Source organism: Enterovibrio sp. FF113 (assembly GCF_041439165.1).
GTDB classification, from domain to species: domain Bacteria; phylum Pseudomonadota; class Gammaproteobacteria; order Enterobacterales; family Vibrionaceae; genus Enterovibrio; species Enterovibrio norvegicus_A.
The window spans coordinates 74,678-99,148 of the sequence record NZ_JBGONO010000005.1 but is presented as its reverse complement, the minus strand read 5'-3'; the positions used below and the strand labels follow the sequence as shown (position 1 = coordinate 99,148).

22 protein-coding genes are annotated in these 24,471 nt (G+C 48.0%); 9 read left to right on the top strand and 13 right to left on the bottom strand.

Going from position 1 to position 24,471, the window contains the following annotated elements:
• Positions 1–370 precede the first annotated feature (370 nt).
• The gene (gene argR / locus ACED36_RS05430) at positions 371–841 is read right to left on the bottom strand and encodes a transcriptional regulator ArgR (RefSeq protein WP_016959032.1); all 471 of its coding nucleotides are present in this window, start codon (positions 839–841) and stop codon (positions 371–373) included.
• A gap of 301 nt (positions 842–1,142) precedes the next feature.
• Here argR and mdh point away from each other — a divergent pair, with 301 nt between their 5' ends.
• Positions 1,143–2,078, top strand: a complete 936-nt coding sequence (gene mdh, locus ACED36_RS05425) for a malate dehydrogenase (protein ID WP_016959031.1) — start codon at positions 1,143–1,145, stop codon at positions 2,076–2,078.
• An 85-nt stretch (positions 2,079–2,163) separates the two neighbouring features.
• Here mdh and ispB read toward each other — a convergent pair whose 3' ends face one another.
• Positions 2,164–3,135 (bottom strand): octaprenyl diphosphate synthase, encoded by a 972-nt coding sequence (gene ispB / locus ACED36_RS05420; protein WP_016959030.1) that lies wholly within the window; start codon positions 3,133–3,135, stop codon positions 2,164–2,166.
• A 269-nt stretch (positions 3,136–3,404) separates the two neighbouring features.
• On the opposite strand from ispB, the gene rplU reads away from it, so the two are divergent.
• The 6 genes from rplU to folA all read left to right on the top strand — a co-directional run bounded on the left by rplU (position 3,405) and on the right by folA (position 7,441).
• Entirely contained in the window at positions 3,405–3,716 is a 312-nt protein-coding gene (gene rplU / locus ACED36_RS05415) for a 50S ribosomal protein L21 (protein WP_016959029.1), read from the top strand.
• 17 nt (positions 3,717–3,733) lie between these two features.
• Positions 3,734–3,991: a 50S ribosomal protein L27 gene (rpmA, locus tag ACED36_RS05410; protein ID WP_016959028.1), complete on the top strand. Its 258-nt coding sequence runs from the start codon at positions 3,734–3,736 to the stop codon at positions 3,989–3,991.
• A gap of 383 nt (positions 3,992–4,374) precedes the next feature.
• Positions 4,375–5,559 (top strand): Obg family GTPase CgtA, encoded by a 1,185-nt coding sequence (cgtA, locus tag ACED36_RS05405; RefSeq protein ID WP_016959027.1) that lies wholly within the window; start codon positions 4,375–4,377, stop codon positions 5,557–5,559.
• Between the two features lie 137 nt (positions 5,560–5,696).
• Positions 5,697–6,464: a threonine/serine exporter ThrE family protein gene (locus ACED36_RS05400; protein WP_371732930.1), complete on the top strand. Its 768-nt coding sequence runs from the start codon at positions 5,697–5,699 to the stop codon at positions 6,462–6,464.
• Entirely contained in the window at positions 6,449–6,925 is a 477-nt protein-coding gene (locus tag ACED36_RS05395; protein ID WP_198928374.1) for a threonine/serine exporter family protein, read from the top strand. The genes ACED36_RS05400 and ACED36_RS05395 overlap by 16 nt, the downstream gene beginning before the upstream one ends.
• A gap of 36 nt (positions 6,926–6,961) precedes the next feature.
• Positions 6,962–7,441, top strand: coding sequence for a type 3 dihydrofolate reductase (folA, locus tag ACED36_RS05390; RefSeq protein WP_016959024.1), 480 nt, complete (start codon positions 6,962–6,964; stop codon positions 7,439–7,441).
• On the opposite strand, the gene ACED36_RS05385 is transcribed toward folA, so the two are convergent.
• From ACED36_RS05385 to lptD, 6 genes are read right to left on the bottom strand one after another with little or no spacing between them, the layout of a single operon-like run.
• On the bottom strand, positions 7,438–8,274 hold the full coding sequence (locus ACED36_RS05385; protein ID WP_371732893.1) for a symmetrical bis(5'-nucleosyl)-tetraphosphatase: 837 nt from the start codon (positions 8,272–8,274) through the stop codon (positions 7,438–7,440). The genes folA and ACED36_RS05385 overlap by 4 nt on opposite strands.
• 15 nt (positions 8,275–8,289) lie before the next feature.
• Positions 8,290–8,664 (bottom strand): Co2+/Mg2+ efflux protein ApaG, encoded by a 375-nt coding sequence (gene apaG / locus ACED36_RS05380; protein WP_016959022.1) that lies wholly within the window; start codon positions 8,662–8,664, stop codon positions 8,290–8,292.
• A gap of 24 nt (positions 8,665–8,688) precedes the next feature.
• Positions 8,689–9,501: a 16S rRNA (adenine(1518)-N(6)/adenine(1519)-N(6))-dimethyltransferase RsmA gene (rsmA, locus tag ACED36_RS05375; protein ID WP_016959021.1), complete on the bottom strand. Its 813-nt coding sequence runs from the start codon at positions 9,499–9,501 to the stop codon at positions 8,689–8,691.
• Positions 9,498–10,490, bottom strand: a complete 993-nt coding sequence (pdxA, locus tag ACED36_RS05370; protein WP_017005214.1) for a 4-hydroxythreonine-4-phosphate dehydrogenase PdxA — start codon at positions 10,488–10,490, stop codon at positions 9,498–9,500. Before pdxA ends, rsmA begins: the two co-directional genes overlap by 4 nt.
• The gene (gene surA / locus ACED36_RS05365; RefSeq protein WP_016959019.1) at positions 10,480–11,775 is read right to left on the bottom strand and encodes a peptidylprolyl isomerase SurA; all 1,296 of its coding nucleotides are present in this window, start codon (positions 11,773–11,775) and stop codon (positions 10,480–10,482) included. Before surA ends, pdxA begins: the two co-directional genes overlap by 11 nt.
• Positions 11,776–11,797: 22 nt before the next feature.
• Positions 11,798–14,149: an LPS assembly protein LptD gene (gene lptD, locus ACED36_RS05360; RefSeq protein WP_016959018.1), complete on the bottom strand. Its 2,352-nt coding sequence runs from the start codon at positions 14,147–14,149 to the stop codon at positions 11,798–11,800.
• 208 nt (positions 14,150–14,357) lie between these two features.
• On the opposite strand from lptD, the gene djlA reads away from it, so the two are divergent.
• On the top strand, positions 14,358–15,185 hold the full coding sequence (gene djlA, locus ACED36_RS05355) for a co-chaperone DjlA (protein ID WP_017006136.1): 828 nt from the start codon (positions 14,358–14,360) through the stop codon (positions 15,183–15,185).
• 28 nt (positions 15,186–15,213) lie between these two features.
• On the opposite strand, the gene ACED36_RS05350 is transcribed toward djlA, so the two are convergent.
• The 3 genes from ACED36_RS05350 to rapA form a co-directional block, all read right to left on the bottom strand.
• The gene (locus tag ACED36_RS05350; RefSeq protein WP_017006138.1) at positions 15,214–16,167 is read right to left on the bottom strand and encodes a D-2-hydroxyacid dehydrogenase; all 954 of its coding nucleotides are present in this window, start codon (positions 16,165–16,167) and stop codon (positions 15,214–15,216) included.
• Between the two features lie 41 nt (positions 16,168–16,208).
• On the bottom strand, positions 16,209–16,931 hold the full coding sequence (gene rluA / locus ACED36_RS05345; protein WP_016959015.1) for a bifunctional tRNA pseudouridine(32) synthase/23S rRNA pseudouridine(746) synthase RluA: 723 nt from the start codon (positions 16,929–16,931) through the stop codon (positions 16,209–16,211).
• Positions 16,932–17,060: 129 nt separating this feature from the next.
• Positions 17,061–19,979: an RNA polymerase-associated protein RapA gene (gene rapA / locus ACED36_RS05340; RefSeq protein WP_016959014.1), complete on the bottom strand. Its 2,919-nt coding sequence runs from the start codon at positions 19,977–19,979 to the stop codon at positions 17,061–17,063.
• A 323-nt stretch (positions 19,980–20,302) separates the two neighbouring features.
• Here rapA and ACED36_RS05335 point away from each other — a divergent pair, with 323 nt between their 5' ends.
• Entirely contained in the window at positions 20,303–21,676 is a 1,374-nt protein-coding gene (locus ACED36_RS05335) for a PhoH family protein (protein ID WP_016959013.1), read from the top strand.
• A gap of 133 nt (positions 21,677–21,809) precedes the next feature.
• Here the strand turns inward: ACED36_RS05335 and ACED36_RS05330 are convergent, their stop codons facing one another.
• Complete coding sequence (locus tag ACED36_RS05330; protein WP_016959012.1) at positions 21,810–23,249, bottom strand: GGDEF domain-containing protein; 1,440 nt, start codon at positions 23,247–23,249, stop codon at positions 21,810–21,812.
• A 181-nt stretch (positions 23,250–23,430) separates the two neighbouring features.
• On the bottom strand, positions 23,431–24,429 hold the full coding sequence (locus ACED36_RS05325) for a GGDEF domain-containing protein (RefSeq protein WP_371732892.1): 999 nt from the start codon (positions 24,427–24,429) through the stop codon (positions 23,431–23,433).
• Positions 24,430–24,471: the final 42 nt, after the last annotated feature.

The window sequence follows — 24,471 nt, the reverse complement described above, 5'->3', positions numbered from 1 at the left end:
AGTGTAAAAACATCTGACATCAGATGCGGATAACCCGCATTGAAGCGGGTTATCTCCTCAGCACGTTTAATACGGCTATTTCTTTTTCATCCAATGATGTCAGCTGTAACGCATAGTGTGGTTAAGGCTCGGTTTGCTAAGTGGAAATCACTATATCTAACAGTAGATGATAACAAACTTGTATCGAGAATTTAAAACCGGAGAAATATTTTGTCATGATATTTCACATCGAAGTGTGGCTTTGGGTGAAAGAAAACTCGAAAGTCTTAAAAATGAGAGATTATTTGACGAGGATTAGTGAATATATGGGCAGGAAAATAGGCAGACGCTTAAGAAAAACATCCTGCCTTAATTTAATGTTTTTACCGTATTAACGACTGTAATCAAACAAACTGCATACCGAGTTAAAAAGGCCTTCAGTCGTGGTTGCGCGAGTTGGGGTAATAAAGATGGTGTCATCACCAGCGACAACGCCAAGAATGCCTTCTGCTTTACCCAACGAGTCGAGTAAACGGGCGATAAGCTGTGCAGCACCAGGACCCGTGTGAATCACAACCAATGCATCGTTGTAGTCGATATCCATGACCAACTCTTTGAGTGGGCTGCTAGTGGTTGGCACACCTAGTTCTACTGGCAGGCAATACACCATTTCCATTTTCGCGTTGCGAGTACGCACCGCGCCAAACTTAGTCAGCATACGAGAAACTTTTGATTGGTTAATGTTTTCGTAGCCTTGCCCTTTAAGCGCATCAACGATTTCACCCTGAGAGCTGAATTTTTCTTCTTTCAGGATTGCTTTGAAGGCTTTCACTAACTGGTCTTGTTTATCTGAATTGCGCATATTTCTTCTTTCTTACCCGTGTCACGATGGCGTATTTTTGCATAGTGATTCAGTCGCGGGCAATAAAATCCGCAGTAAAGTGACGCACCTATCACCTTTCAACAGCGGGAGAGACCATTAAAAAGAAAAATGAGAAGCGCGGCTTATCCTTACCTTGATAGGGTTGTCGACACTAACTGAAGCCACGTATGATGCGATTAGGTCTAAAACAAGGGAGTAGGTGTCGGCTATTTTGTAAACCTCAAAGACAACTACATCCCAAAGGTCTGATATAAAAATAATCGTAAATAAGGAGAACGAGATGAAAGTTGCTGTGATTGGCGCCGCTGGAGGCATTGGTCAAGCTTTAGCCCTGCTTTTGAAAAACCGTCTGCCTGCGGGCTCAGATCTGGCATTGTATGACATTGCCCCTGTGACACCTGGTGTTGCTGTTGATCTTAGCCACATCCCGACACCTGTAACGATCAAAGGCTACTGCGGCGAAGATCCAACCCCTGCACTTGAAGGTGCAGATGTGGTGTTGATCTCTGCGGGTGTTGCTCGTAAGCCTGGTATGGATCGTTCTGATCTGTTCAACGTGAATGCTGGCATCGTTCGTTCTCTCAGTGAAAAAATTGCTGATGTTTGCCCAAAAGCGTTGATCGGTATTATCACTAACCCGGTGAACACCACAGTGGCTATTGCGGCAGAAGTGCTGAAAGCCAAAGGTGTTTACGATAAGAAGCGTCTGTTTGGTATCACGACACTGGACATCATCCGTTCAGAGACCTTTGTGGCGGAGCTGAAAGGTAAAGATCCAAGCAACGTGTGTGTACCGGTTATCGGTGGTCACTCTGGTGTGACGATTCTGCCGCTGCTTTCTCAAGTAGACGGTGTTGAGTTTACCGAAGAAGAAGTGGCTGCATTGACGCCACGTATCCAAAACGCGGGCACCGAAGTGGTCGAAGCGAAAGCGGGTGGCGGTTCTGCAACACTGTCTATGGGTCAAGCGGCATGTCGCTTTGGTCTTGCGCTGGTTCGTGCTGCGCAAGGCGAGAAAGACGTGGTTGAGTGTGCATATGTAGAAGGTGATGGTAAATACGCACGCTTTTTTGCACAACCTATTCGTTTGGGTAAAGACGGTGTAGAAGAAATTCTGGATCACGGTCCATTGAGTGCATTTGAGCAAGAAGCACTCGACAGCATGCTAGACACGCTACGTAAAGACATCACCTTGGGTGAAGAGTTTGTGAAGTAATCACAAGCCTGAAACGAAAAAAGCGGCTTATCAAGCCGCTTTTTTTATGTCTGATCGATGATAGAACAGAGAGAGTGCAATAAAGTTAGGTGCGACGACGTACAGCGATGTGTGCCAGCGCTTTTAATGCTTCTTTGTAATCAGACTCCGGCAAGGGGGTAAGCGCATCGATGGCTTTTGCCGCTTCTTGCTCAGCGCGTTGACGGGTGTATTCCAACGATCCGACTTGCTCCATACAAGCCAAGATAGCATCGAGCTTATCGAGGCCGTTGCCTTGCTCAATGGCTTCGCGGATCATCGCAGCTTGCTGTTCATTACCATTAGCCATCGCATGAAGTAGGGGCAGCGTTGGTTTACCTTCCGCCAAATCATCGCCGGTATTTTTGCCCATCTCATCGCCTTGTGAGGTGTAATCCATCACGTCGTCGATCAGTTGGAATGCGGTGCCTAGATAGCGACCATAATCTTGCATGGCCGATTCGATGTTTTGCGGCGCGTCAGCAAGGATTGCACCAATCTGTGTGGCGGCCTCAAACAAACGTGCAGTTTTCGAATAGATCACCTGCATGTAGCTTTCTTCGGTCGTGTCGGGATCGTTGCAGTTCATTAACTGCAGCACTTCACCTTCCGCGATGACGTTTGTCGACTCACTCATGACATCAAGGATCCTCAAGGATCGAAGTTGTGTCATCATTTGAAACGAGCGCGTGTATATAAAATCGCCAACAAGCACGCTGGCAGCATTGCCAAACATGGCATTTGCGGTCGCTTTACCACGACGAAGATCGGACTCGTCCACGACATCATCATGGAGCAAGGTTGCAGTATGGATAAACTCGACAAACGCCGCGGCCGTCACATGGCCTTCACCTTGATAATTGAGTGATTTAGCTGCGAGCAATGCCAGCATAGGTCGTAGACGCTTGCCACCACCACTGACAATGTAAAAGCCCAGTTGGTTGATTAATGCAACATCAGAATCAAGTTGCGCAAGGATTTTTTTATCCACTTTTGCCATGTCATCGGCAATGAGTGCTTGGATGGTGTTAAAGTCCATTGATGCGTCCGGTCCAAGGGATGAATGCAGTCTGAAACTGTCATTTTTTCGATGATAGTACACTAAATTTTTAGCCTCTACACAGGGTCTTTGGTGAGAAAAACAAGGGTTAGCAACAGTGGACAGGTTTTCACCAATTTTCTTTCATTGCCCTCTTGCCAGTCGACAAATCTTGCCGTAGAATTCGCGCCCTATTGATGAATTAAATGCGCACCCCTCACTGTATACTTTTTAAACGCAGTAGGCTGTGCGGAAATGCGGAGAAACCCATGTACGCAGTTTTCCAAAGTGGTGGTAAACAACACCGTGTAAGCGAAGGCCAAACTATTCGCTTGGAAAAGCTAGACATTGAAACTGGCTCATCAGTTGAGTTTGATTCAGTTCTGCTGGTTGCTAACGGTGAAGAAGTCACTGTTGGTGCACCGTTCCTGGCTGGCGGCAAAGTAACTGCTGAAGTAGTTACCCACGGTCGTGGCGACAAAGTTAAAGTCGTTAAATTCCGTCGTCGTAAGCATTCTCGTAAGCAAATGGGCCACCGTCAGTGGTTCACTGAAGTCAAAATTACTGGCATCAGCGCTTAATTTAGGAGAAGAGAAAAATGGCACATAAAAAAGCAGGCGGTTCTACTCGTAACGGCCGTGATTCAGAAAGCAAACGTCTAGGTGTTAAGCGCTTCGGTGGTCAATCTGTTCTTGCAGGTAACATCATCGTTCGTCAACGTGGTACTAAATTCCACGCTGGCACTAATGTAGGTTGCGGTAAAGACCACACTCTATTCGCTTTGACTGATGGCAAAGTGAAGTTCGAAGTTAAAGGTCCTAAGAACCGTAAGTTCATTAGTATCGAAGCTGAATAATAGCACTCGAACTTATTCTGAAGCCCTGCCTTACGGCGGGGCTTTTTGTTGTATATCCAAGTGACTTTTAAGAAGGGCGCTATTGCCACTTTGACGTGACTTGGATATATAGCGTTTAAAGGCGACTAAGCAGCTATATATTTGCGTGAACTTCGCTCTGTCGAAGTGTAGGGATTCTCGTCACGCAAACGTCACAGGTGTTACGAATAAGTTTGTTCGAACACAATGAATGACGATATCAAACGAAGTGCGGCATTTGATCCTAAGATCATTATGATCATCAGCCCAAAGTGCTCCATCAGGGTGCTGCTAAATCGCCAATGTTAACCCGCAGTCACGTAATACCTAACGTTGTTTAGGTTGTGCTGGGTATGGAGAAAAAAATGAAATTTGTAGACGAAGCGGTGATCCGCGTTGAAGCGGGAGATGGCGGCAATGGTACCGTTAGCTTCCGTCGTGAAAAATATGTTCCTCGTGGTGGACCTGACGGCGGCGACGGTGGCGATGGTGGCGATGTTTACCTGCTAGCCGATGAAAACCTCAATACGTTGATCGATTTCCGTTTTGAGCGTTTCCATGCAGCGCTACGTGGTGAAAATGGTCGTGCGGGTAACTGTACCGGCAAGCGCGGTGATGATCTGATATTGAAAGTACCAGTGGGTACACGTGCGGTTGATGAAGATACTGGCGAAATCATTGCCGATCTCACCCAGCATGAAATGAAGATCATGGTTGCGAAAGGTGGCTGGCATGGATTGGGTAATACTCGATTCAAGTCGTCAGTAAACCGCGCACCTCGCCAGAAGAGTATGGGCACTAAAGGTGAATTACGTCACCTACGCCTAGAACTCTTGTTGCTGGCTGATGTTGGTATGCTTGGCTTGCCTAACGCAGGTAAATCGACCTTTATTCGTGCGGTATCCGCAGCAAAACCAAAAGTGGCGGATTACCCGTTTACTACTTTGGTTCCAAGTCTTGGTGTTGTGCGTGTCGCGCAGGATAAGAGCTTTGTTGTTGCCGATATCCCAGGTTTGATCGAAGGTGCTGCGGAAGGCGCGGGTCTTGGTATTCGCTTCTTGAAGCACCTAGAGCGTTGCCGTGTTCTACTGCACATGATTGATTTGATGCCTGTTGATGGCTCGGATCCTGTCGATAACGCCTTTACTATCATTGAAGAGCTTCAGCGCTACAGCGAAAAGCTGGCGGATAAGCCGCGTTGGATCGTCTTCAATAAGATGGATCTGATCTCGGAAGAAGAAGCTGAAGCTCAGATTGAGCGCGTTTTAGAAGCGCTTGGTTGGGATGAACCTTATTACGCGATTTCTGCGATCAATAAAGGCAACACTCAACAACTGACGTTTGATCTGATGGAATTCATCCAGACTCTGCCTGCTGAGTTGACTCAGGAAGTTGCAGAAGAAAGTAAAGTTGAATTCAAGTGGGATGATTACCACGAGCAGCAGCTTAAGAAGCAGCAAGAAAGCGCTGATGACGATGATGATGATGAGGATGATTGGGACGACTGGAACGAGGACGACTACGACGTCGAAATCATTTACCGTCCATAATTATCGGTCATAGAGAAAACCGCCTTATAGAGGCGGTTTTTTTTCATCCAAATCAAAGTAAAACATGTTTAATTAGCGTACAAACATAGCCCTATCAAGGAAGAGTGGGAGTGATAAAGGTGCACGACGTGCCAGAGATGAGCGAACCCGTTCAGCGAGAGATTTCACGGTTAGTGAGCCACGCAGGACAAATGTTGTTGCAGCATGGTGCTGAAAGTAAGTTGATGAGTGATATATGCTGTCGACTTGGCGAAGCGCTGGGTCTGGACAGTGTTGAAATATCGCTATCGGCGAGTTCAATGGTGATCACGACGATCACCCATCAACATTGTATTACTACGGCCAGGCGTTGCCCGGATCGTGGGATCAATATGCGGATAATTACCGAGATCCAACGAATTCTGATCATGGCAGAAAAAGACCTGATCGATAGAGATGGTGTGAATAAGCGCTTAGCAAGGCTGTCTCCTGAGCGCTATAACCGTTGGTTAGTTGCTGTGATGGTTGGGCTTTCCTGTGCCAGTTTCAGTCGTCTTTCCGGCGGGGACATCGCGGTGTTTATCATCACTTTTCTCGCCTCTTTTGTTGGCATGCTGGTTCGACAGGAAATCGGGCACCGTCAGTTCAATCCTCTGCTTAATTTTGGTATCACCGCATTCGTAACGACATTGATTTCCAGTCTAGGTGCAATGCAGCAGATAGGTAATCAGCCCTATCTTGCAATGGCTTCTTCTGTGCTGATGCTGGTACCCGGATTTCCCCTTATCAATGCGGTGTCAGACATGGTCAAAGGTTACGTCAACATGGGTATTGCACGCTGGGTATTTGCAAGTTTGCTAACACTTGCCACTAGCCTTGGTATTGTTGGTGCGATGAATATGACTGGCGTATGGGGGTGGTTATGAACCTGTTGCTGGCTCTACTCCATGACATGTTGTTTGCCGCTATCCCTGCCGTTGGTTTTGCATTGGTGTTCAATGTGCCCGTTAAGGCATTGAAGTATTGCGCGATGTGTGGCGCATTAGGTCATGGAAGCCGTTTTCTATTGATGCACTTTGGCGTGCCAATTGAATGGGCGACGCTGGGAGCGGCCACTTTAGTTGGTATGGTTGGGGTGTATTGGTCTCAGCGCTTATTGGCGCACCCTAAGGTATTCACGGTAGCCGCAATTATTCCCATGGTTCCGGGGGTGTTCGCGTTTAAAGCGATGATTGCCTTGGTCGAGATAAACAGCTTAGGTTATAGCGAAGCTCTTTGGGCAACCATGATGAACAACGCGATTAAATCCCTTTTCATTATCGCAGCACTGGCAATTGGATTGGCAATGCCAGGATTGTTATTTTACCGCCGTAAGTCCGTGGTGTAGCATGTTGCAGCGTTCATTAGAAAGGATCAATACAGCATGAAAGTCAGTATGATTGCCGCCATGGCAAAAGGAAGAGTGATAGGCAAGGACAATACGATGCCGTGGCATCTCCCTGCGGATTTCGGCTGGTTTAAGCGAAATACCTTGGGGAAGCCCGTGATTATGGGGCGCAAAACCTATGAGTCTATCGGTCGCCCTTTGCCGGGAAGGCGCAACATAGTGATCAGCCGAAATAGCACATGGTCAGCAGAAGGTGTGGAAGCAGTTTCTAGTATTGATCAAGCGTTTGCGCTGGTAGATGGCGTAGATGAGGCGGTTATTATTGGTGGTGGTGCTATTTATACGGCATGCTTACCGCTCGCCGATCGCTTGTACTTGACCTTTATTGATGCCGATATTGACGGTGATACGTGTTTTCCTGGTTGGGGAAATGGCTGGCAAACCAATCATTCAGAGACTTATATGGCCGATGACAAAAACTGCTATAACATGGAATTTGTCGTACTCGATCGCTAATGGGCATGAACAGGGCAAGGAAGGCTAAATATTTGTCTATCTTCCCAACGCACCATGGTCAACGCTCCTCCCCAAACACAACCTGTGTCGAGTCCCATTAACTGGTGATTAACGACGCCACCTAATGCCGCCCAGTGACCAAAAACCAATGTTTCTTCAATGGGCTGGCGTTTTTTGACCTCAAACCAAGGTACTAAATGGCCATCGGTCACTTCCTCTGGTGGTAGTTTGCAGGCCATATCTAAGCTGCCATCAGGTTTGCAAAAACGCATACGAGTCAACGCATTGATGGTGTAACAGTAACGCTCGATCCCTTCTAATTTTTCTGACCACTTAGCGGGTTCGTTGGTATACATGTTTTCGAGTAGCCAAGAATAGCGGTCGCTTCGCAAGATGCTTTCTACGGCATTGGCATGACGCTTTGCGCTATCAAGATCCCAATCGGGAGGAATGCCGGCGTGAGTCATGACAAAGCCAGGAGCATTGTCATTGCTCGAATCACAATGAATTAGCAGGGGTTGTTGTCGAAGCCAAGACAAGAGTTCGGCACGATCGGGAGCATAGAGGATTGCCTGGGTTTTATCCTTGGCTTTGGGCTTTTTAAACCCTTCCGCTACCGCCAGTAAATGAAGGTCGTGATTGCCCAATACCGCGTGCCCGTGCGCACCGAGAGACTTTATAAAACGCAGTACAGACAGAGAATCAGGACCCCGTGCAACCAGATCCCCTGCAAGATACAGATGATCATGGTTTTCATCGAAGCTGACAGTGTCTAGCAGTGTTTTCAGATCGTCAAAGCAACCTTGAATGTCGCCGACAAGGTAAGTGGCCACAAAAGCTCCCGAAAACTAGTGAAGGATATTGGGTAAGGCGAGGCGAAATGGCATGACTTCGATATCAAACTCTTTGTCATCCATATCGACCATGGAGTAAAAACCTTGCATCGCCCCGACGGGTGTTTCGATCACGGTGCCACTGGTGTAGGTGTATTGTTCGCCAGCTTCGATGAGCGGTTGCTCACCCACAACCCCATCACCTTCAATCACTAATTTTTTGCCATTCGCATCGGTCACTAACCATTTTCTACGAAGGAGTTGTGCGTCGTGATCACCATTGTTTTCAATGGTGATGGTGTAAGAGAACACATAACGTTTGTTATCTGGGTCGGATTGCTCTTCAACAAAGTGAGTGACAACCCGAACCATAAATTTGTGATTAACCATCCCTGTCGCGCTTCCTTGTTATTTTTATTGCTGTTGGTGGTTTGCATCCAGCCAGTTCGCCAGTGCGACAAATTGTCCCAATGTTAAACTCTCTGGACGACACGTAGGGTTAATACCAAGAAGCTCAAGTGTCTCCACTTCAACCAGCGCTTTAAAGCAGTTACGCACGGTCTTACGACGTTGGTTGAAACCTTCTCGGCACACGCGCTCTAGCCACTTCAAGCTGGTCGCTGGGTGCGGTAATTCTTTGTGCGGGATTAGGCGCACAACGGCTGAATCGACTTTAGGTGCAGGCGTGAAGGCCGTTGGTGGCACTTCTAGCACAGGAACAACCTTACAGTAGTATTGTGCCATGACGGTCAAACGGCCATACGCTTTGCTGTTTGGGCCAGCCGCTAAACGGTTAACCACTTCTTTTTGCAGCATAAAGTGCATGTCTTTCACTGCACCTGTAAAGGTAAACAGGTGGAACATCAGTGGGGTAGACACGTTGTATGGCAAGTTACCGAAAATCCTTAGTGGATTTTCTGGTGAAGACAAAGCAGCAAAATCGAATTTCATCGCATCACCCTGATAAATTGTCAGTTTTTTTGACAACTCAGGATGGTTACGAAGACGCTCTGCCAGATCGCGGTCAAGCTCAACCACGCTCATTTTGTCGATTTCACGTGCAACTGGCTCAGTCAATGCGCCAAGGCCAGGACCGATCTCAACCAAGTTTTCGCCTGGTAATGGGTTAATGGCAGACACAATACCGTCAATGATGTACGGGTCGTTCAAGAAGTTTTGACCAAAACGCTTACGGGCACGGTGGCCTAGGTGGACTTTATCGCTCATGCTTTCTTATCTACTAATTCGAGGGCGTGGGAGAGCGCTGTCCGCAGGCTTCCAGTATCCGCCGTACCGGTACCCGCTAAATCCAATGCGGTACCATGATCTACAGAAGTTCGGATGAAAGGTAGGCCAAGGGTGATGTTGACCGACTTTCCAAATCCTTTGAATTTTAACACAGGCAAGCCCTGATCGTGATACATCGCTAGCACGGCATCGGCGTCTTTCAGGTATTTGTCTTGAAAGAGGGTGTCTGCGGGTAACGGTCCAATCAGATTCATGCCTTGTTCACGCAATTTGTCGAGCGCTGGCTCAATGACTTCGATTTCTTCTCGGCCAAGGCAGCCGTCTTCACCTGCATGAGGATTGAGGCCACAGACGTAAATCTTTGGCTCGGCAATACCAAACTTGGTTTTGAGATCGTCATTTAGAATGTCAATGACTTGAAACAGACGCTCTTCCGTAATTGCTTTTGATACATAGGCCAAAGGGATGTGAGTGGTCACCAGTGCCACGCGCAGCCCTTCAGTCGCCAACATCATGACCACTTGCGGTACATTGGCGTGATGTTGGAAATATTCAGTGTGGCCACTAAAAGACACGCCAGAACGATTGATCACGCCTTTGTGAACGGGTCCCGTGACGACAGCGGCAAATTCGCCTTGCATATTACCTTCGGCTGCGCGCGTTAGCGTATTGAGTACGTAGCGGCCGTTGGCTTCATTTAGTTGACCGGGAATGACGTCTGCATCAAGAGGTTCGTCACACACCACTAACACGCCAGGCTTGTGCGCTTTCGCTGGTTGAGAGGCATCGTAGTCTTCAAATTCCACATCGATACCAAGTACGTTAGCGCGCTCTGCCAGCATGGTTTTGTTGCCACAAATCACCAGTTGGTGATCCCAATGGTCATGCGCAAGCGACAGCACTAAGTCTGGGCCAATGCCAGCAGGTTCACCCGGTGTGATAGCGATACGTTGAGGATTAGCTTTCATCCGCATCACCAATTTGTTCCACGTAAGCGCCCGCGCGAAGCTCTTGCAACCAAGCCTGAGCTTCTTCGTTGAACTTACGATTCATCAGCATACGGTAGGCACGGTTTTGCATGGCGGCGTCGGTACGATCTGCCTGACGACGATCAAGGACTTCAACAATGTGCCAGCCGTGCACAGTTTTAAACGGCTCGCTGATATCCCCTTTTGTGAGTGCATCAACTTTATCTTTAAATTCAGGCACGTAAATTTCAGTGGTCTGCCAACCGAGATCGCCACCTTTTACCGCTGAACCAGGGTCTGCGCTGTATTGTTTCGCTAAATCATCAAAGGTTTTATCACCATTCTCGATTTGCTTGACCATCAGCTGCAGTTGGCGCTGTGCACCTTCATCGCTAAGAACGATCGAAGTTTTGATCAGAATGTGTCGTGCTTTCACTTCCGTGACGGCGATAGATTCGAGTCCTTTCACGTCGGTGATTTTCAGAATGTGATATCCCACGCCGCTGCGGAAAGGACCAAGAACGGAACCCTTGCCATTGTTGCCGATCTGGTCAGCGAAAATCGTTGGCATCTCTTCAAGGCGTAACCAGCCCCAATCCCCACCATCTAGCGCTTTGGGTCCTTTGGAATTGGCCAATGCTAAGCTGGCAAAGTCTTTGCCTTGCTGCAGTTGCTTTGTCAGTGCTTCAGCATTAGACGCAACGGCATCTCTCTCCGCTTTTTCAGCATCCTCGTCTAAGCGCAGCTGAATATGGCTGATTCGATATTCGACTTTTTCTAAATTTTTAGCATTAAGTTGTGAAGCAAGTGAATCCACTTCCTGTGGCAAAATATTGATACGACGACGAACCTGCGCATTGCGCGCTTCGCTAATGGTCATTTCACGGCGGATTTGGTCACGATACTCTGACCAAGAAATGCCACTGCGTTTAAGAGACTCTCTTAACTTTGCCACTGATGTTTTCTTTTCGTCCGCAATCGCGTCGATAGCTTGCTCTAGGCGAGTATCATCAATGCGGATACCTAGGCGGTTGGCTTCTTGAAGCTGTAATTCTTCTAAGATCAGTTGATCAAGGATCTGCCGTTCTAAGATATCGGCGGGTGGCAGTGATTCTGCGTTCGCGTTAAGCGCTACCGTTTTCTTCAATGCCTCAATATCACTTGATAAGATCACGCCTTCATTCACGACAGTGATCACGCGATCTAGCTCTGCCGGTGAGGCAGAGACTGACAACGAACTGGCTGAGATTGTTGCGGCCAGTAAAGCTTTCGTCCATTTATTCATTAGCTGTTCCAAAATCTCACTATTAATTCTTCAGGCCAAATGGGCTGCGGTATCCCAATGCGTTGCCACTGCCTGTGCTGTAGCCAAAGCCTGCGTTAGTGCCAAGTCCCAATAAGCTGAAGGACAAAGAAATACTGTTGTCATAGACTGCAGGGTTATTGATGTTGCTTCTGGCTAATAGGTATTCGTTGTAGTTCAATCCTATCACCCAGCAAGCCGAGGTGTAGGTGATACTAAGTTGGTTTTCCAGCATTAAATCTTGGGTTAGATCGTGGAAATACTGCCCTTGGAAGTTCACGTTGTCGGTGATGGGAAAGCCCGTCACCAGACCTGCTTGAGAAATGCCATCTTCGGTGATTCGATCTAGGTTGTCAGCACCTATGGTACTGGAGATATAGTCCTTTGAGACATAACGGTAACTGGTTTGTGCGAAGAAGCTACCATCGCGGTATTCCAGTGTGGCGTTACCAAACTGCAGGTTGCTCAAGTTGCTATCATATTCCACCGAGCCGCGCACAAACAGTTTGTCACTCAGGTTCCATTCACTTTCAACCGCCCATGCTGAGTAGTTGATTGGCGTGTCTGATTCATCTCGCTGGCGATCCAAATAGTAAATTTGGCCAAATGCGATATTAAAACGTTCCTTGTAGGCATCATCAAAAAAGCGTGATGCTGCACCAAGGGTAAATTGGTTCGCAGGGTTAATGTAATCGACGCTGCTGAATTGGTTGGCACGGAATAAGCCGTAGTAGTCGGTTTGTAGGCGTGCTGTATCATAGCCACCGCCAGCATAGTTGACCGGGTTGTATATACCGCTTTGATCGACGTCTTTGATATACAGGTACTGAACTTGCGGCTCTAGGGTCTGGGTGTAATTACTGTCCCAGAATGAGCCATCACGCTCTAAAGTCATTGTTGCATGCAGCTTTGCCATAGGAACAACGCGAGAGACGCTTTCTTCCAATGTTTCACCGTTGTAGCCCGTCACGCCTTTGACATTAGACTGATCGTAGTAGGTGTAATAAACCTTGCCTTCGGCCGAAGCGCTGAGCCATGGCAGGTTGTAAGGCAGAGTAATGGTGGGTTCTAGGTTAACGCGCAGTGCATCGGGTTTTGTGTCGTTATCGGTGGCAAACTTGCTGATCTGCGATGGCAGTGAAAAATCCATTCCATAAGCCAATTCAGGGCGATAGTAGTTCATGGCTAGCTGTGGCAGTAGCTTATAGACTGAGGTGTTTGGGCTCAGTGATTGGAAGCTGCGGACACTGAGCGTGGTATCCCAGTTAAGATCGCGATAAGACACATCACCCGTTTGCAGCAAGGTATTGTCTTCACGGCTACCGACACGTGAGTCAGTATGGCGCCCGAAATAGCCAATATCGCTGACCTTGCTGTAATCAATATCATATTTCCAGTGATTTTGAATGCCAGAATGGCGCCAGTTGGCCCCCCAGCTTTTGTCAAACGCTGGATAGAGCTCATCGGTACCCATGTATTCAAACACCATGCTGCCACTGCCAGCCTCGGTGAGGTAACGCGGCTCCATGGTCATAAATAGACCACGGTTGGACATGTATTTTGGTGTGATCAACATGTCAGCTTGAGGGTGGATATTCCAATAAAATGGCGTTTCCAGCTCGAAGCCGTCACTGTCATTCCAAGTTATTGATGGATAGAGAAAGCCCGTCAGGCGGCCATCTTCAACGGGGACGCGAAGGTACGGAAGGTAGAATATAGGCGTATCGAGCACTTCAAATCGGGCATGGTAGAGGTCCGCGAAAATATCTGCGTCTTCTTTTTCAATTTTTCCCGCGCTGAAACGCCAGCTGTTATCTTCATCCGGACACGTCGTGTATGTGCCGTCATCGAGCTCATAAAACGTGGTGCCATTCTTAAACACCCGTTTTGCTTGACCACGGCCCGGTGTACACATCATTTTGTATTCTGCGTCGGTTAACGTGGTGTCTTCGTTGTCGAGATTACTCTGCAGTGTTTTGCCTTTGACTGAAATTTCACCATCATGGAAATACACGTTTCCTTGTGCGGTCACGATATTTTCTGGCTGACGCAGGGTCGCGGTATCCGACTTCACGGTTCGGTTACCTTGTGTGACGATCACATCGCCACGATAGATAGCTTTCTCGTTCGCTTTTGCTTCGGCGTGGTCTGCAACGATAGTGACCGGAAGATTGTTAATGTCGTCAGCTTTCTCATTTTTGGCGAGACAGCGATACTCTGGTGCGAGGCAGGTTTCTTTGGGGATCACCAAGGGTTTTGTGCTGCCTTGGTCGATATTTGCCTGCTCCGCCACAGCCTGACCATGTAGCGCGAGCCAAATCATGGAGGATAAAAAACTTTTGGCAGTCAGTGACATTAAAACTCAATCCTGTTGTTGGCATACAGCGCTGGTATACTGTCGCGCGGCACTCTAGCAAATTTGTGCTGTAAAATGTGGGTTATGATAATGCAAATTACTCATATACCCAAACTACCTCTGTAATCATGTTTTTGAAGGTAGCTTGGGTATGTGTTAAAGATGCGTTATTGCAAACGAAATAGATTAATCAAAAAGAGAAATAAACATGGCAGTTTGGGGAAAAGTTCTAGGGGCATTCTTTGGCTACCTGCTTGGTGGTCCATTCGGATTACTGTTAGGTCTATTTTTAGGGTATAAGTTCGATAAAGCGAGACGAAATACCGCCTTTGGTGGTGGATTTCGAGGTGCGGATCAACAAGTGCGTCAGCAGGCCTATTTTCATGCCACCTTTTCGGTGATGGGACACGTGGCAAAGGCTAAAGGGCAGGTTACGCAAAATGAAATCCGTTTAGCGTCGGTCTTGATGGATCGAATGGGACTGCAAGGTGAAGCACGCCGCCATGCTCAAGATGCATTTCGTGAAGGCAAAGAAAGCAACTTCCCGCTTGAAGAGGTACTGCAAGATGTGAGGCGAACCACCGGTGGTCGTTTTGACTTGCTGCAATTCTTCTTGGAAGTGCAGATCCAAGCCGCGTATGCCGATGGCACCGTGCAGCCAAGCGAACGTCAGGTACTGTATACCATTGCTGATATGCTGGGTTTTTCACGCCAGCAGCTTGAAAAGCGCCTTGCTATGCAAGAAGCCGCGTTCCATTTCTATCAACAGCAAGGTCAAAGTGGTGGCGGGCATCATCAGCAATGGCAGCCGGATACGGGTCAGCGTCTAAAAGGGGCGTATCAAATCTTGGGTGTTGACGAGGATGCCGATGGGCAAACCATTAAGCGTGCGCACCGCAAGTTGATGAACGAGCACCATCCAGATAAGTTAGCCGCGAAAGGCTTACCTCCGGAAATGATGGAAATCGCCAAGCAAAAAGCACAAGAAATTCAAGGTGCTTACGATTTAATTAAGAAAGAAAAGGGCTTCAAGTAGCCCTTTTCTAAACTTGCCGGTGGCTTATCTAAACCAGGTTCTTAGGGGCGCCTTTGATAAAGGCGTCCATGTTCTCTGTTAATTGGTTTGCCAGGGCCTGAATGCTGGAATCTGATCCCCATGCAACGTGTGGCGTGAGAATAAGATTCGGCATACCCGCATGAGCCAGTAACGGGTTCGACATGGTTGCTGGCTCTTGCGTGAACACATCGACACCCGCACCCGCAATCACACCTTTCTTCAGTGCCTCAACGAGCGCCTGCTCATCAACTAAGCCGCCACGACCCGCGTTAATTAAGATTGCTGACGACTTCATCTGAGCGAACTCGCTGGTGCTCATCAAATTTGTCGTGTTTTCGTTAAGTGGGCAGTGAAGCGTCACAACATCGGCTTGCGCGAGCATGGTTTCAAACGGCACGTAGCCTTCTCGGGTGTGCGCAGCGCCTTTTCTCTCTGAACGTATTACCGTCATGCCCACCGCTTTTGCGAGTGTCGCGACGCCCTCTCCAAGGTTACCCGATCCAATAATGCCAAGGGTGGCGTCAGCAATGTCGCCGATGGGGTGCGTGAAGAAGCAAAATTGGTTTTTCTCTTTCCACACACCGTTTTCGATGTCGCGATGATAAGCATTGAGATTGCGGCGCAGTGCAAATGCCAGCGCCATCACATGCTCGGGCACGGAGCGAGTGGCGTAGCCGCGGATATTGCACACAGGCAAGCCATTAGCGTGGCACCAGTCGACATCGACATTGTTGTAGCCTGTCGCTGATACCGCAATGAGCTTGAGGGATGGCAGCGTAGAAAGCGTCTCTGCGTTTAACATCACTTTGTTAGCGATGACAATAGTGGCATCTGCGAGACGCTCAAGCACTTGTTCCGGTAAGGTGGTTTCGAAGCTTTCCCAGTGATGGGGAAATGAAGGCGCAGGTATGCGAATGTGAGCAGGGATGGTGGCGCTGTCGAGAAAGACTATCTTTTCCATGGCGGACTTCCTTTTTCCGCCACTGTAAAACGTTGACTGCGCTATTTCAATAAACTTGCATCGGCTTTAATGCCACGTTTGACCAATGTATCAGTAGGGGCATTGGCGTAGAAATCACAGGGTGCCGACAAATGCATAGGTTCACCTGTGCCAGGGTGAAGAAAACATAACTCGCCAGCATGCAGTTGAAGACGAGGTGAATACTTATACGCTTGCGGATACGCATAGAATTCATCACCAACAATCGGGTGCTCGAGTGCCAACATGTGTACGCGAAGTTGATGAGATCGCCCCGTGATGGGCAACAGGCGCATTAAGGTCGTTTTCTTCTCGCGCTTGATCACTTCATAGTCCGTGACGGAGGGCTTGCCAGTTTCGAAGCACACCATTTGTTTCGGCCGATTCGGCCAGTCACAAATTAGCGGTAAATCCACGCGACCTTCATCAAGCTCAACACTTCCCCAAACCCGCGCGTAATAAAGCTTGTGAGTCACGCGCTCGCGAAATTGCGCTTTCAAGTGGCGTTCGGCATCTTTGTGCATCGCGAACACAATTAAGCCAGAGGTCGACATATCAAGGCGATGCACCAATTCTGCCTTCGGATACTCTTGTTTGATGCGTGACCAAGCGCTGTCGTAGTGCGCCGGATCGCGGCCCGGATTGGTCAAGAGTCCGCTGGGTTTATTCAGGGCGATAATGTCATCGTCCTGATAAATAACGTCCAGCCAAGGCTCCTTTGGTGGGTTGTAGATAAAGTCGCTCATGAGTTCGCTCGAAAATTAAACGGCCGGAAGTGTAGCACGACAGGCTTGAAAAAGAAGAGAGTGAAAAACAAAGGCACCGCCGAAGCAGTGCCTTGATTGGGTGTTTAGCAAATGTTGATCGGTAACGGGTTACTGGTGGCTAACCACAATCACACGTAACGCATCAAGACGAACTTGTGCTTGGCTGATGTAGGTGCGCAGAGCCGCCATTTGTGTTTCCAAGCTTTCCAACTCGTCGTCACGAATGTTCGGGTTCACCGCTTTTAACGCCTGCAAACGATCCAATTCCGAGCGCAACTTAGTGGTCATCTCAGCTTCGGCACTTTCTTTTACCGATACTAGATGAGTTTGTGCAATCGGGGTTCCCATTTCAATCAAGCCATGGATCTGCGTTTGAACCGAAGAGACCAGCTTGCTGCCGAGGTGGCGGTTGACTGGGCTTAATTGACGGTTGAAGCCTTCAAATTCCACTTGGGCAGCTAAGTCATTGCCTTTGGCGTCCAGAAGCACGCGAATTGGCGCAGCCGGAAGGAACTGATGAATGCCTGAATTTTTCGGCGCTTGCGCGTCGGCAACATACAGCAGTTCAAGAAACAAAGTGCCAACAGGCAAGGCTTTGTTTTTCAGTAGCGAAACCGCCGTAGAACCCACCTCTTCTGACAACAGCAAGTCGATGCCGCCTTGGATCATTGGGTGTTCCCAACTGATAAAGCGCATGTCTTCACGTGAGAGTGCCGTTTCGCGATCAAACGTTATCGTGCAGCCTTCTTCGGGTAGTCCCGGATAGCTTGATACCAGCATGTGCTCAGATGGCGTCACCACAATGGCGTTTTCGCCTTTGTCGTCTTGGTTCAGGCCAACCGTATCAAATAGACCCAATGCAAATGTCACTAGATTGGTGTCGCCATCAAGTGAGGCAATTTTTTCTGCCAACGCTTTGGCTTGCTCACCACCGTTAGAGTGCATTTCCAGCAGACGGTCGCGGCCTTTTTCCATTTCACCTTTCAAGCGATAATGCATCTCGGCACTGGTTTCGACCAGTGCATCGAGAGACTCATCAATGCTGCCTTTTGCCAGAAGCTGAAGCAGGTCATCTTGAACGTGCTCAAACACGGCACGACCGGTTGGGCAGGTCTCTTCAAAGGCATTAAGGCCTTCGTTGTACCAGCGCGCCAGCAATGCTTGTGAGGTGCCGATCATGAAAGGAACATGGATTTCAATATCGCGTTGTTGACCGATACGATCCAAGCGACCAATACGCTGCTCAAGCAAGTCTGGGTTCATGGGCAAATCGAACATCACCAGTTGGTTTGCAAACTGGAAGTTACGACCTTCTGAGCCAATTTCAGAACAGATAAGCACCTGCGCGCCAGCTTCATCTTGGGCGAAATAAGCTGCCGCCTTGTCACGCTCAAGAATCGACATGCCTTCGTGGAATACGGTGCCACGAATACCTTCGCGCTCACGCAGTGCTTGTTCTAATGACAGCGCAGTTTGCGCGCGCGAACAGATCACCAGCACTTTTTCTTGGCGGTTAGATTTTAATAAATCCAGCAGCCAATCAATGCGCGGGTCAAAGCCCCACCAGGTGGCGTTTTCGCCTTCAAACTGCTGGTAGATATCTTCAGGGTATAACCACTGAATCGCTTTTTGCTCAAGGCTTTGACTGGCACTACTCATGATGCCAGCCACGCGCATGGACGTTTGATACTGTGATGGTAACGCTAATGGATAAAGGTTTAGGTGGCGCTGAGGGAAGCCTTGGATAGCAGCTCGGGTATTCCGGAACAAAACACGACCAGTCCCGTGGCGATCCATCAGATTATCAATCAGCTCGTTACGTGCATCACGACGTTGAATGTCATCCACATCATTGGCTTCGACAATACGCAGTATCGGTTCAACATCTTGCTCGGACAATAGCTCCGTGATGCTGTTTTTCGCTTCGTTGCTTAGCGTTTCGTTAGACAGCAATTGGCTGACAGCATCCGCGACTGGCGCGTATTGTTGTTCTTCTTTAACAAACGCTTGGTAATCATAGAAGCGATCAGGATCCAGCAGGCGCAAGCGAGCGAAATGGCTTTCATGGCCTAGTTGCTCTGGGGTTGCGGTCAGAAGCAGTACGCCCGGCGTGTTTTCTGCAATCGCTTCAACCACCTGATATTCACGGCTTGGTTTATCTTCACTCCACTCAAGGTGGTGCGCTTCATCCACGACCATTAAATCCCATTCGCCTTCCGCTGCCTGTTCAGCACGCTTGCGGCTTTTACGAAGGAAATCCAGCGAGCAAAGCACCAGTTGCGCGGTATCGAACGGGTTATCGGAATCAGCGAAGGCTTCCACACAGCGTTCTTCATCGAAAACAGAAAAATGAAGATTGAAACGGCGAAGCATTTCTACCAGCCATTGGTGTTGAAGCGTTTCAGGTACCACGATTAATACGCGAGATGCGCGACCAGACAGCACTTGCTGGTGGATAATCATACCCGCTTCAATGGTTTTACCCAGGCCGACTTCATCGGCTAACAAAACGCGTGGCGCGTGGCGCTGACCCACTTCGTGAGCGATGAACAACTGGTGCGGGATCAGGCCAGCACGCATGCCACACAGGCCACGCATTGGACTTTTATGTTGTTCATATTGGTTTTTCAGTGCGCGATAGCGAAGCGCAAAGCGATCCATCCGGTCTATTTGACCAGCGAACAGTTTGTCTTGTGGTTTGTTAAAGCGAATGTGGTGACTCAGTAAAATCTCACGAAGCTGGACGTCGTCTTCACCGGTATCCGAGCGCTGTCCTGTGTAGGTCAGTACACCCTTTTCTTCGTCAACGCGTTCGACTTGTAAAAACCAGCCTTCGTGGCTTTCAATGCTGTCACCCACATTGAACATTACACGGGTGATAGGCGCATCGCTGCGGGCGTATAAACGATTTTCTTCGCTGGCGGGGAACATTAGGGTAACGGTACGTGCGTCGATAGCAACCACAGTACCAAGACCTAGGTCACTTTCAGTATCGCTGATCCAACGTTGTCCGAGGGCGTAGGGCATAAGTGAAGAAACCTCTGGTTAAAGCTGACACAAATTGGAGCGTGCTTTTTCGAGAACTACAGTGTAGGCCATGATGAGCACCGAGAAAATGGCTGCTTATGGTACTTGAAGTTGTGAGCATGGTCACGGTCAATGTAGGAAATTTGGCGTGTGTAACAAATAGGCAACAAATTCGTGAAAATGTGGAGTAATCGACGTGTAAGGATTTGAATTTGTCTTACGATTAAGAATATACCCCGATGCGAGTGTCTTTCTAAACGAAGTCATCGTCATTGGGGAATATGTGGGTTGTCTCACTTGCCTATGTTACCAAGGAGGTGTCTATGGGCGATGCCGAACGCAAATTCTTTGTGCTGGATACTAATATCCTGCTTCATGAACCATTCGCCATCTATTCATTTCAAGAACATGATGTGGTCATTCCTATGACCGTCCTCGAAGAACTTGACCGAATCAAAGACAGTAAGCGGGATGTGTCCCGTGATGCACGGGTAGCGATTCGGGCCCTTGAAGGTATATTTAAAGACGCAACGCCGGATCAAATCTCAGAAGGGATAGTGGTCGGTAATGAAGGTGCAACAGGTACGGTTTCAATCTTGGTCGACTTTGAAATCAAGGAAACAGTACAAGCCTTTGCGGATAAAGCCGGTGACAACCGGATCCTTAACGCCGTCTTATTTCTGCAAGCCAAACGTACGCCCCGCAAGGTGGTCTTGGTCACCAAAGACATCAACATGCGACTTCGCGCCAAAGGTGCTGGGGTGCTGTATGTTGAAGATTACCGTACCGACCAGTTAATCGACGATGTTAGCCTGCTTACTAAGGGCTTTCAGGTTTTCGAAGGCAGTTTCTGGGACCGAGTAGGGCAGTGTGATACGCAAAATAGTGGCAGAACCACGCTGCATACTGTGCCGCGTGAAATGGTCGACAACACCTACATGAACCAATATGTCCTTGATGAAAGTGATGACTTTGCTGGGCGAGTTGTTGGGTTGAATGACAACGAACTCCAACTCAAAGACATCAGTCGTGAACGTTTAATGCATCGCGAAGCATGGGGGGTTCGCCCGAAAAATATTTATCAAGGCATGGCTGTAGATGCCTTGCTTGACCCGAGCATCGATCTGGTGATACTCACTGGGCCTGCAGGTTGTGGTAAAACCATTCTCGCCATGGCCGCTGCGCTTGAGCAGGTGGTGGAAAAAGGGATGTATGACAAGATTATTGTCACCCGAAATACACCAGAAATTGCTGAGTCTATTGGTTTTCTACCCGGAACCGAGGAAGAGAAAATGCTCCCTTGGCTTGGTGCGGTCACCGATACTCTGGAAGCGCTGCACAAAAACGATGAGTGCACCGATGGCTCCATGCGTTACATCATGGATAAAGCCAACATCCAGTTTAAATCGGTTAACTTTATGCGCGGTCGCTCAATACAGAACGCCTTTGTGATTCTGGATGAGTGCCAAAACCTCACCGCATCACAGCTTAAAACCATTATCACCCGCTGTGGAGAAGGCACAAAAATTGTCTGCTCAGGTAACCTAGCGCAGATTGACAGTCCTTATCTAACCCCTGTGACATCAGGGTTGACCTATATCGTAGAGCGATTTAAGAACTTTGAAGGCAGTGCGAGCGTCTACTTGAATGGCGTGGTGCGAAGCCGTCTGGCCGAGTTTGCTGAAGAGAACTTATAGCAACTTGATGGATAATCACGATTAGACAGTTGATAGAGCAACGAGATAACGAAAAGGCTGCCCGAGGGCAGCCTTTGTTGTTTTGGTTACCAATTTCGCGACAGTGTAGTCGTGATTTTTTGCGTTATTGCGATTAAGCCCAATGACGCTCTGCCATGCTTTCTGGTTCATGGTCATTAGCACTAAAATTGCCATAGTTGGGTTTGTTTGCCCGCATACGCTTAGATGCGATACGCACCAGTGCTTCGCCATGCTCACCATCATAAGGGTAACAGCCAATCCCAGCGCTGAATTTCACCGGCACCACTTGTTGGTCAAAATAGAGTGAACTTAGTTGTAGGGCTTTTTGTATCTGATTAATTTTTCGCATCGCCTGACTGTTGTCACTCAAATCAAATAATATCGCAAATTCTCCGCCGCCAAGGCGTGCAAACATGGTTTGATTTGAAAGCTGAAGACGTAGCTGAGTCGCAAGGTGTTTCAGTGCCATATCACCAATATATTGACCATGATTCTCATTGATGTGTTTCAGCCCATCAATATCCAGCACCGCAACCACAAACGGTGAAGGTGAAAAGCGTTTGTCTGCGAGTTGTGTGAAAAATTGATGTCGAGATTTTGCACCTGTCAGTACGTCGTTTTGAACGGCACTCTCAAGACGATTATTCGAATCTTTCAGTGCCTCAACGGCATTTTTTAGCTCATTGGTGCGAGACTTCAACAAGCGATGGTAAAGCGTTAGCCCACCAATCAATAGCACCAAGGAAGAGATAAGAATGATGTAGTGTGCTGTTTTGTTCAGCCAAGGTAAGGTGGCATTGAGCCTACTGGCTGGGATCCATTTGTTATAAATGGCATCAATGTCAGCCACGTCTATTTTACTTAATCCGCGCTCAATTTGGGCAATGTTATCTTGTGTAACTTTAGCGACTGCAAAATGGAGCGGAAAAGAGTAGAGCTTGCTTCGAGAGGTGAACAGGCCAGTATTCCCAGAATGGCGCATATCGTAAAGCGCCGTACTCAGGTCATCAATGAATACATCAATCTCGCCTCGATAGGCCGCTTCATTTAATGAACCAAAAGTGGGGTACAAGGTAATATTTTCTTCAGAAAGGTGTGACAAAAGAAAGGCATGTTTGGCGCTGTCTTTGACTGACCCTACTTTCGCTGAGCCAAGGGCGTTAAAATCTTCGAAAGGCAAATCTTTTTGCACGAACAGGTTCACATTGTAGTGATTGAGCGGCAGCTCTCGAGAGAAGGCTAAATTGTCCGCCCGATCGCCTGTATAGCCTAACCCACCATGAACGACGCCTTCGTTGTTCGCTGCATACTGCAGAGACTCACTCCACGGCAAGAGTTGAAAATGCACGTCAACATCGTTGGCTTTTGCATATAAACGCCAATAGTCGACCATGATCCCATCAGGTTGTCCGTCGCGATTAATGAATGAGAAAGGTTGCCAAGTTGATGAGCCAGTGACGATCAGTTGCTTGGTATCGGCAAATGAAACAGGCGATAGCAAAGAGAGAAAGAATGTGAGTGCGGTAACTGTGAACTGACGAATGCAGGGCATAAATGAACTCGAAATAACCAACCTGTCTAGATTTTCTGGCGTTGATTATACGCAACCCTCTGCATTTAGGGAATTGATATGTGATGTTTTTGTCAATGGATGTGCCATTGTTAATTTGTATATATCGTCACAAAAACAAAAGCCGCCTTTGTGGCGGCTTACATTATAGCGGGTATAGCTGCTAGAACAGTTCTACGTCGTCTTCAGGTACCAAAGACTGCAATTCGCCACAGGCAATCAAATCTTCATAAAATGCGACTTGGTTGCGCCCATTTTGTTTGGCTTTATAAAGAGCTTGGTCAGCAAAACCCAGCACAGTAATAGCATTGAGTTCTTGATCGCTGATGGATGCCGCCCCCATTGAGATAGAGACGTCTTTTGCTTGACCATAATCACGTTCGTTGACGGTTTTGATAAAGCTACGGACGGTCACCTCCATGTCTTCACGAGATTGAGGGTGCATGATGACAACAAATTCATCGCCACCATAGCGGAACAGAAGATCCTCATCATCAAACGCTTTTTTCATCATTGAGGTGATTAACAAGATAACCTCATCGCCAAACACATGACCCAGTGCATCATTGACCTTCTTGAAGTGGTCGATGTCAAAAATGCAAACCCAGTGGTGGTGGGAAGGGTCATCCGTGATGCTGTTACCCTGTATGAGAAAACGGTCAAGCAGTAAATCAATTTTGGTGGTGAGTAGCTTGCGATTGTAAAGCCCTGTTAGGCCGTCTCGTTCACTGGCAGAAATAATTTTTTGATAGTTTTCATAGATTTTTGCTAATCCCTCGACCAGCTGAACTTCATCGCCTTTGAGTTGATCGCATTTACAGAAAACCACCGCATTAATGTCGTCATTTTCGCCTTTGATAGGCACAGCAAGCAGGGACTGATTGTCTGCGGAACTAAATTCCACCACATTGTCACCAATGGTCACGCAATTATGAAGCACTCGTTCAATCGCATCTTTTTCCTCTTCATAGAGAAAGATGTCTGAACATGCAACGACCATGAACTCTGGGTTTGTCTCAGGATTATAATCCAACACCAGAACCTGATTTGCCGGGGTTAATTGCAAAATTGTCGTGATGAGGCTTTCAGAAATGGTGTCGGACTCCGTTTGGGCCGTAATATCGACCACCGAGTCCAGCACATCAATACTGGTAACAGTCACAATCGCATCTCTCTTATGAGTTCGTTGTCTTAAAAGTAAGTA

Bases quoted from the DNA above. Each gene is read 5' to 3' on its own strand.
- argR (WP_016959032.1), bottom strand. From the start codon at position 841: ATGCGCAATTCAGATAAACAAGACCAGTTAGTGAAAGCCTTCAAAGCA.
- mdh (WP_016959031.1), top strand. From the start codon at position 1,143: ATGAAAGTTGCTGTGATTGGCGCCGCTGGAGGCATTGGTCAAGCTTTA.
- ispB (WP_016959030.1), bottom strand. From the start codon at position 3,135: ATGGACTTTAACACCATCCAAGCACTCATTGCCGATGACATGGCAAAA.
- rplU (WP_016959029.1), top strand. From the start codon at position 3,405: ATGTACGCAGTTTTCCAAAGTGGTGGTAAACAACACCGTGTAAGCGAA.
- rpmA (WP_016959028.1), top strand. From the start codon at position 3,734: ATGGCACATAAAAAAGCAGGCGGTTCTACTCGTAACGGCCGTGATTCA.
- cgtA (WP_016959027.1), top strand. From the start codon at position 4,375: ATGAAATTTGTAGACGAAGCGGTGATCCGCGTTGAAGCGGGAGATGGC.
- ACED36_RS05400 (WP_371732930.1), top strand. From the start codon at position 5,697: ATGAGCGAACCCGTTCAGCGAGAGATTTCACGGTTAGTGAGCCACGCA.
- ACED36_RS05395 (WP_198928374.1), top strand. From the start codon at position 6,449: ATGGGGGTGGTTATGAACCTGTTGCTGGCTCTACTCCATGACATGTTG.
- folA (WP_016959024.1), top strand. From the start codon at position 6,962: ATGAAAGTCAGTATGATTGCCGCCATGGCAAAAGGAAGAGTGATAGGC.
- apaG (WP_016959022.1), bottom strand. From the start codon at position 8,664: ATGGTTAATCACAAATTTATGGTTCGGGTTGTCACTCACTTTGTTGAA.
- rsmA (WP_016959021.1), bottom strand. From the start codon at position 9,501: ATGAGCGATAAAGTCCACCTAGGCCACCGTGCCCGTAAGCGTTTTGGT.
- pdxA (WP_017005214.1), bottom strand. From the start codon at position 10,490: ATGAAAGCTAATCCTCAACGTATCGCTATCACACCGGGTGAACCTGCT.
- surA (WP_016959019.1), bottom strand. From the start codon at position 11,775: ATGAATAAATGGACGAAAGCTTTACTGGCCGCAACAATCTCAGCCAGT.
- lptD (WP_016959018.1), bottom strand. From the start codon at position 14,149: ATGTCACTGACTGCCAAAAGTTTTTTATCCTCCATGATTTGGCTCGCG.
- djlA (WP_017006136.1), top strand. From the start codon at position 14,358: ATGGCAGTTTGGGGAAAAGTTCTAGGGGCATTCTTTGGCTACCTGCTT.
- ACED36_RS05350 (WP_017006138.1), bottom strand. From the start codon at position 16,167: ATGGAAAAGATAGTCTTTCTCGACAGCGCCACCATCCCTGCTCACATT.
- rluA (WP_016959015.1), bottom strand. From the start codon at position 16,931: ATGAGCGACTTTATCTACAACCCACCAAAGGAGCCTTGGCTGGACGTT.
- rapA (WP_016959014.1), bottom strand. From the start codon at position 19,979: ATGCCCTACGCCCTCGGACAACGTTGGATCAGCGATACTGAAAGTGAC.
- ACED36_RS05335 (WP_016959013.1), top strand. From the start codon at position 20,303: ATGGGCGATGCCGAACGCAAATTCTTTGTGCTGGATACTAATATCCTG.
- ACED36_RS05330 (WP_016959012.1), bottom strand. From the start codon at position 23,249: ATGCCCTGCATTCGTCAGTTCACAGTTACCGCACTCACATTCTTTCTC.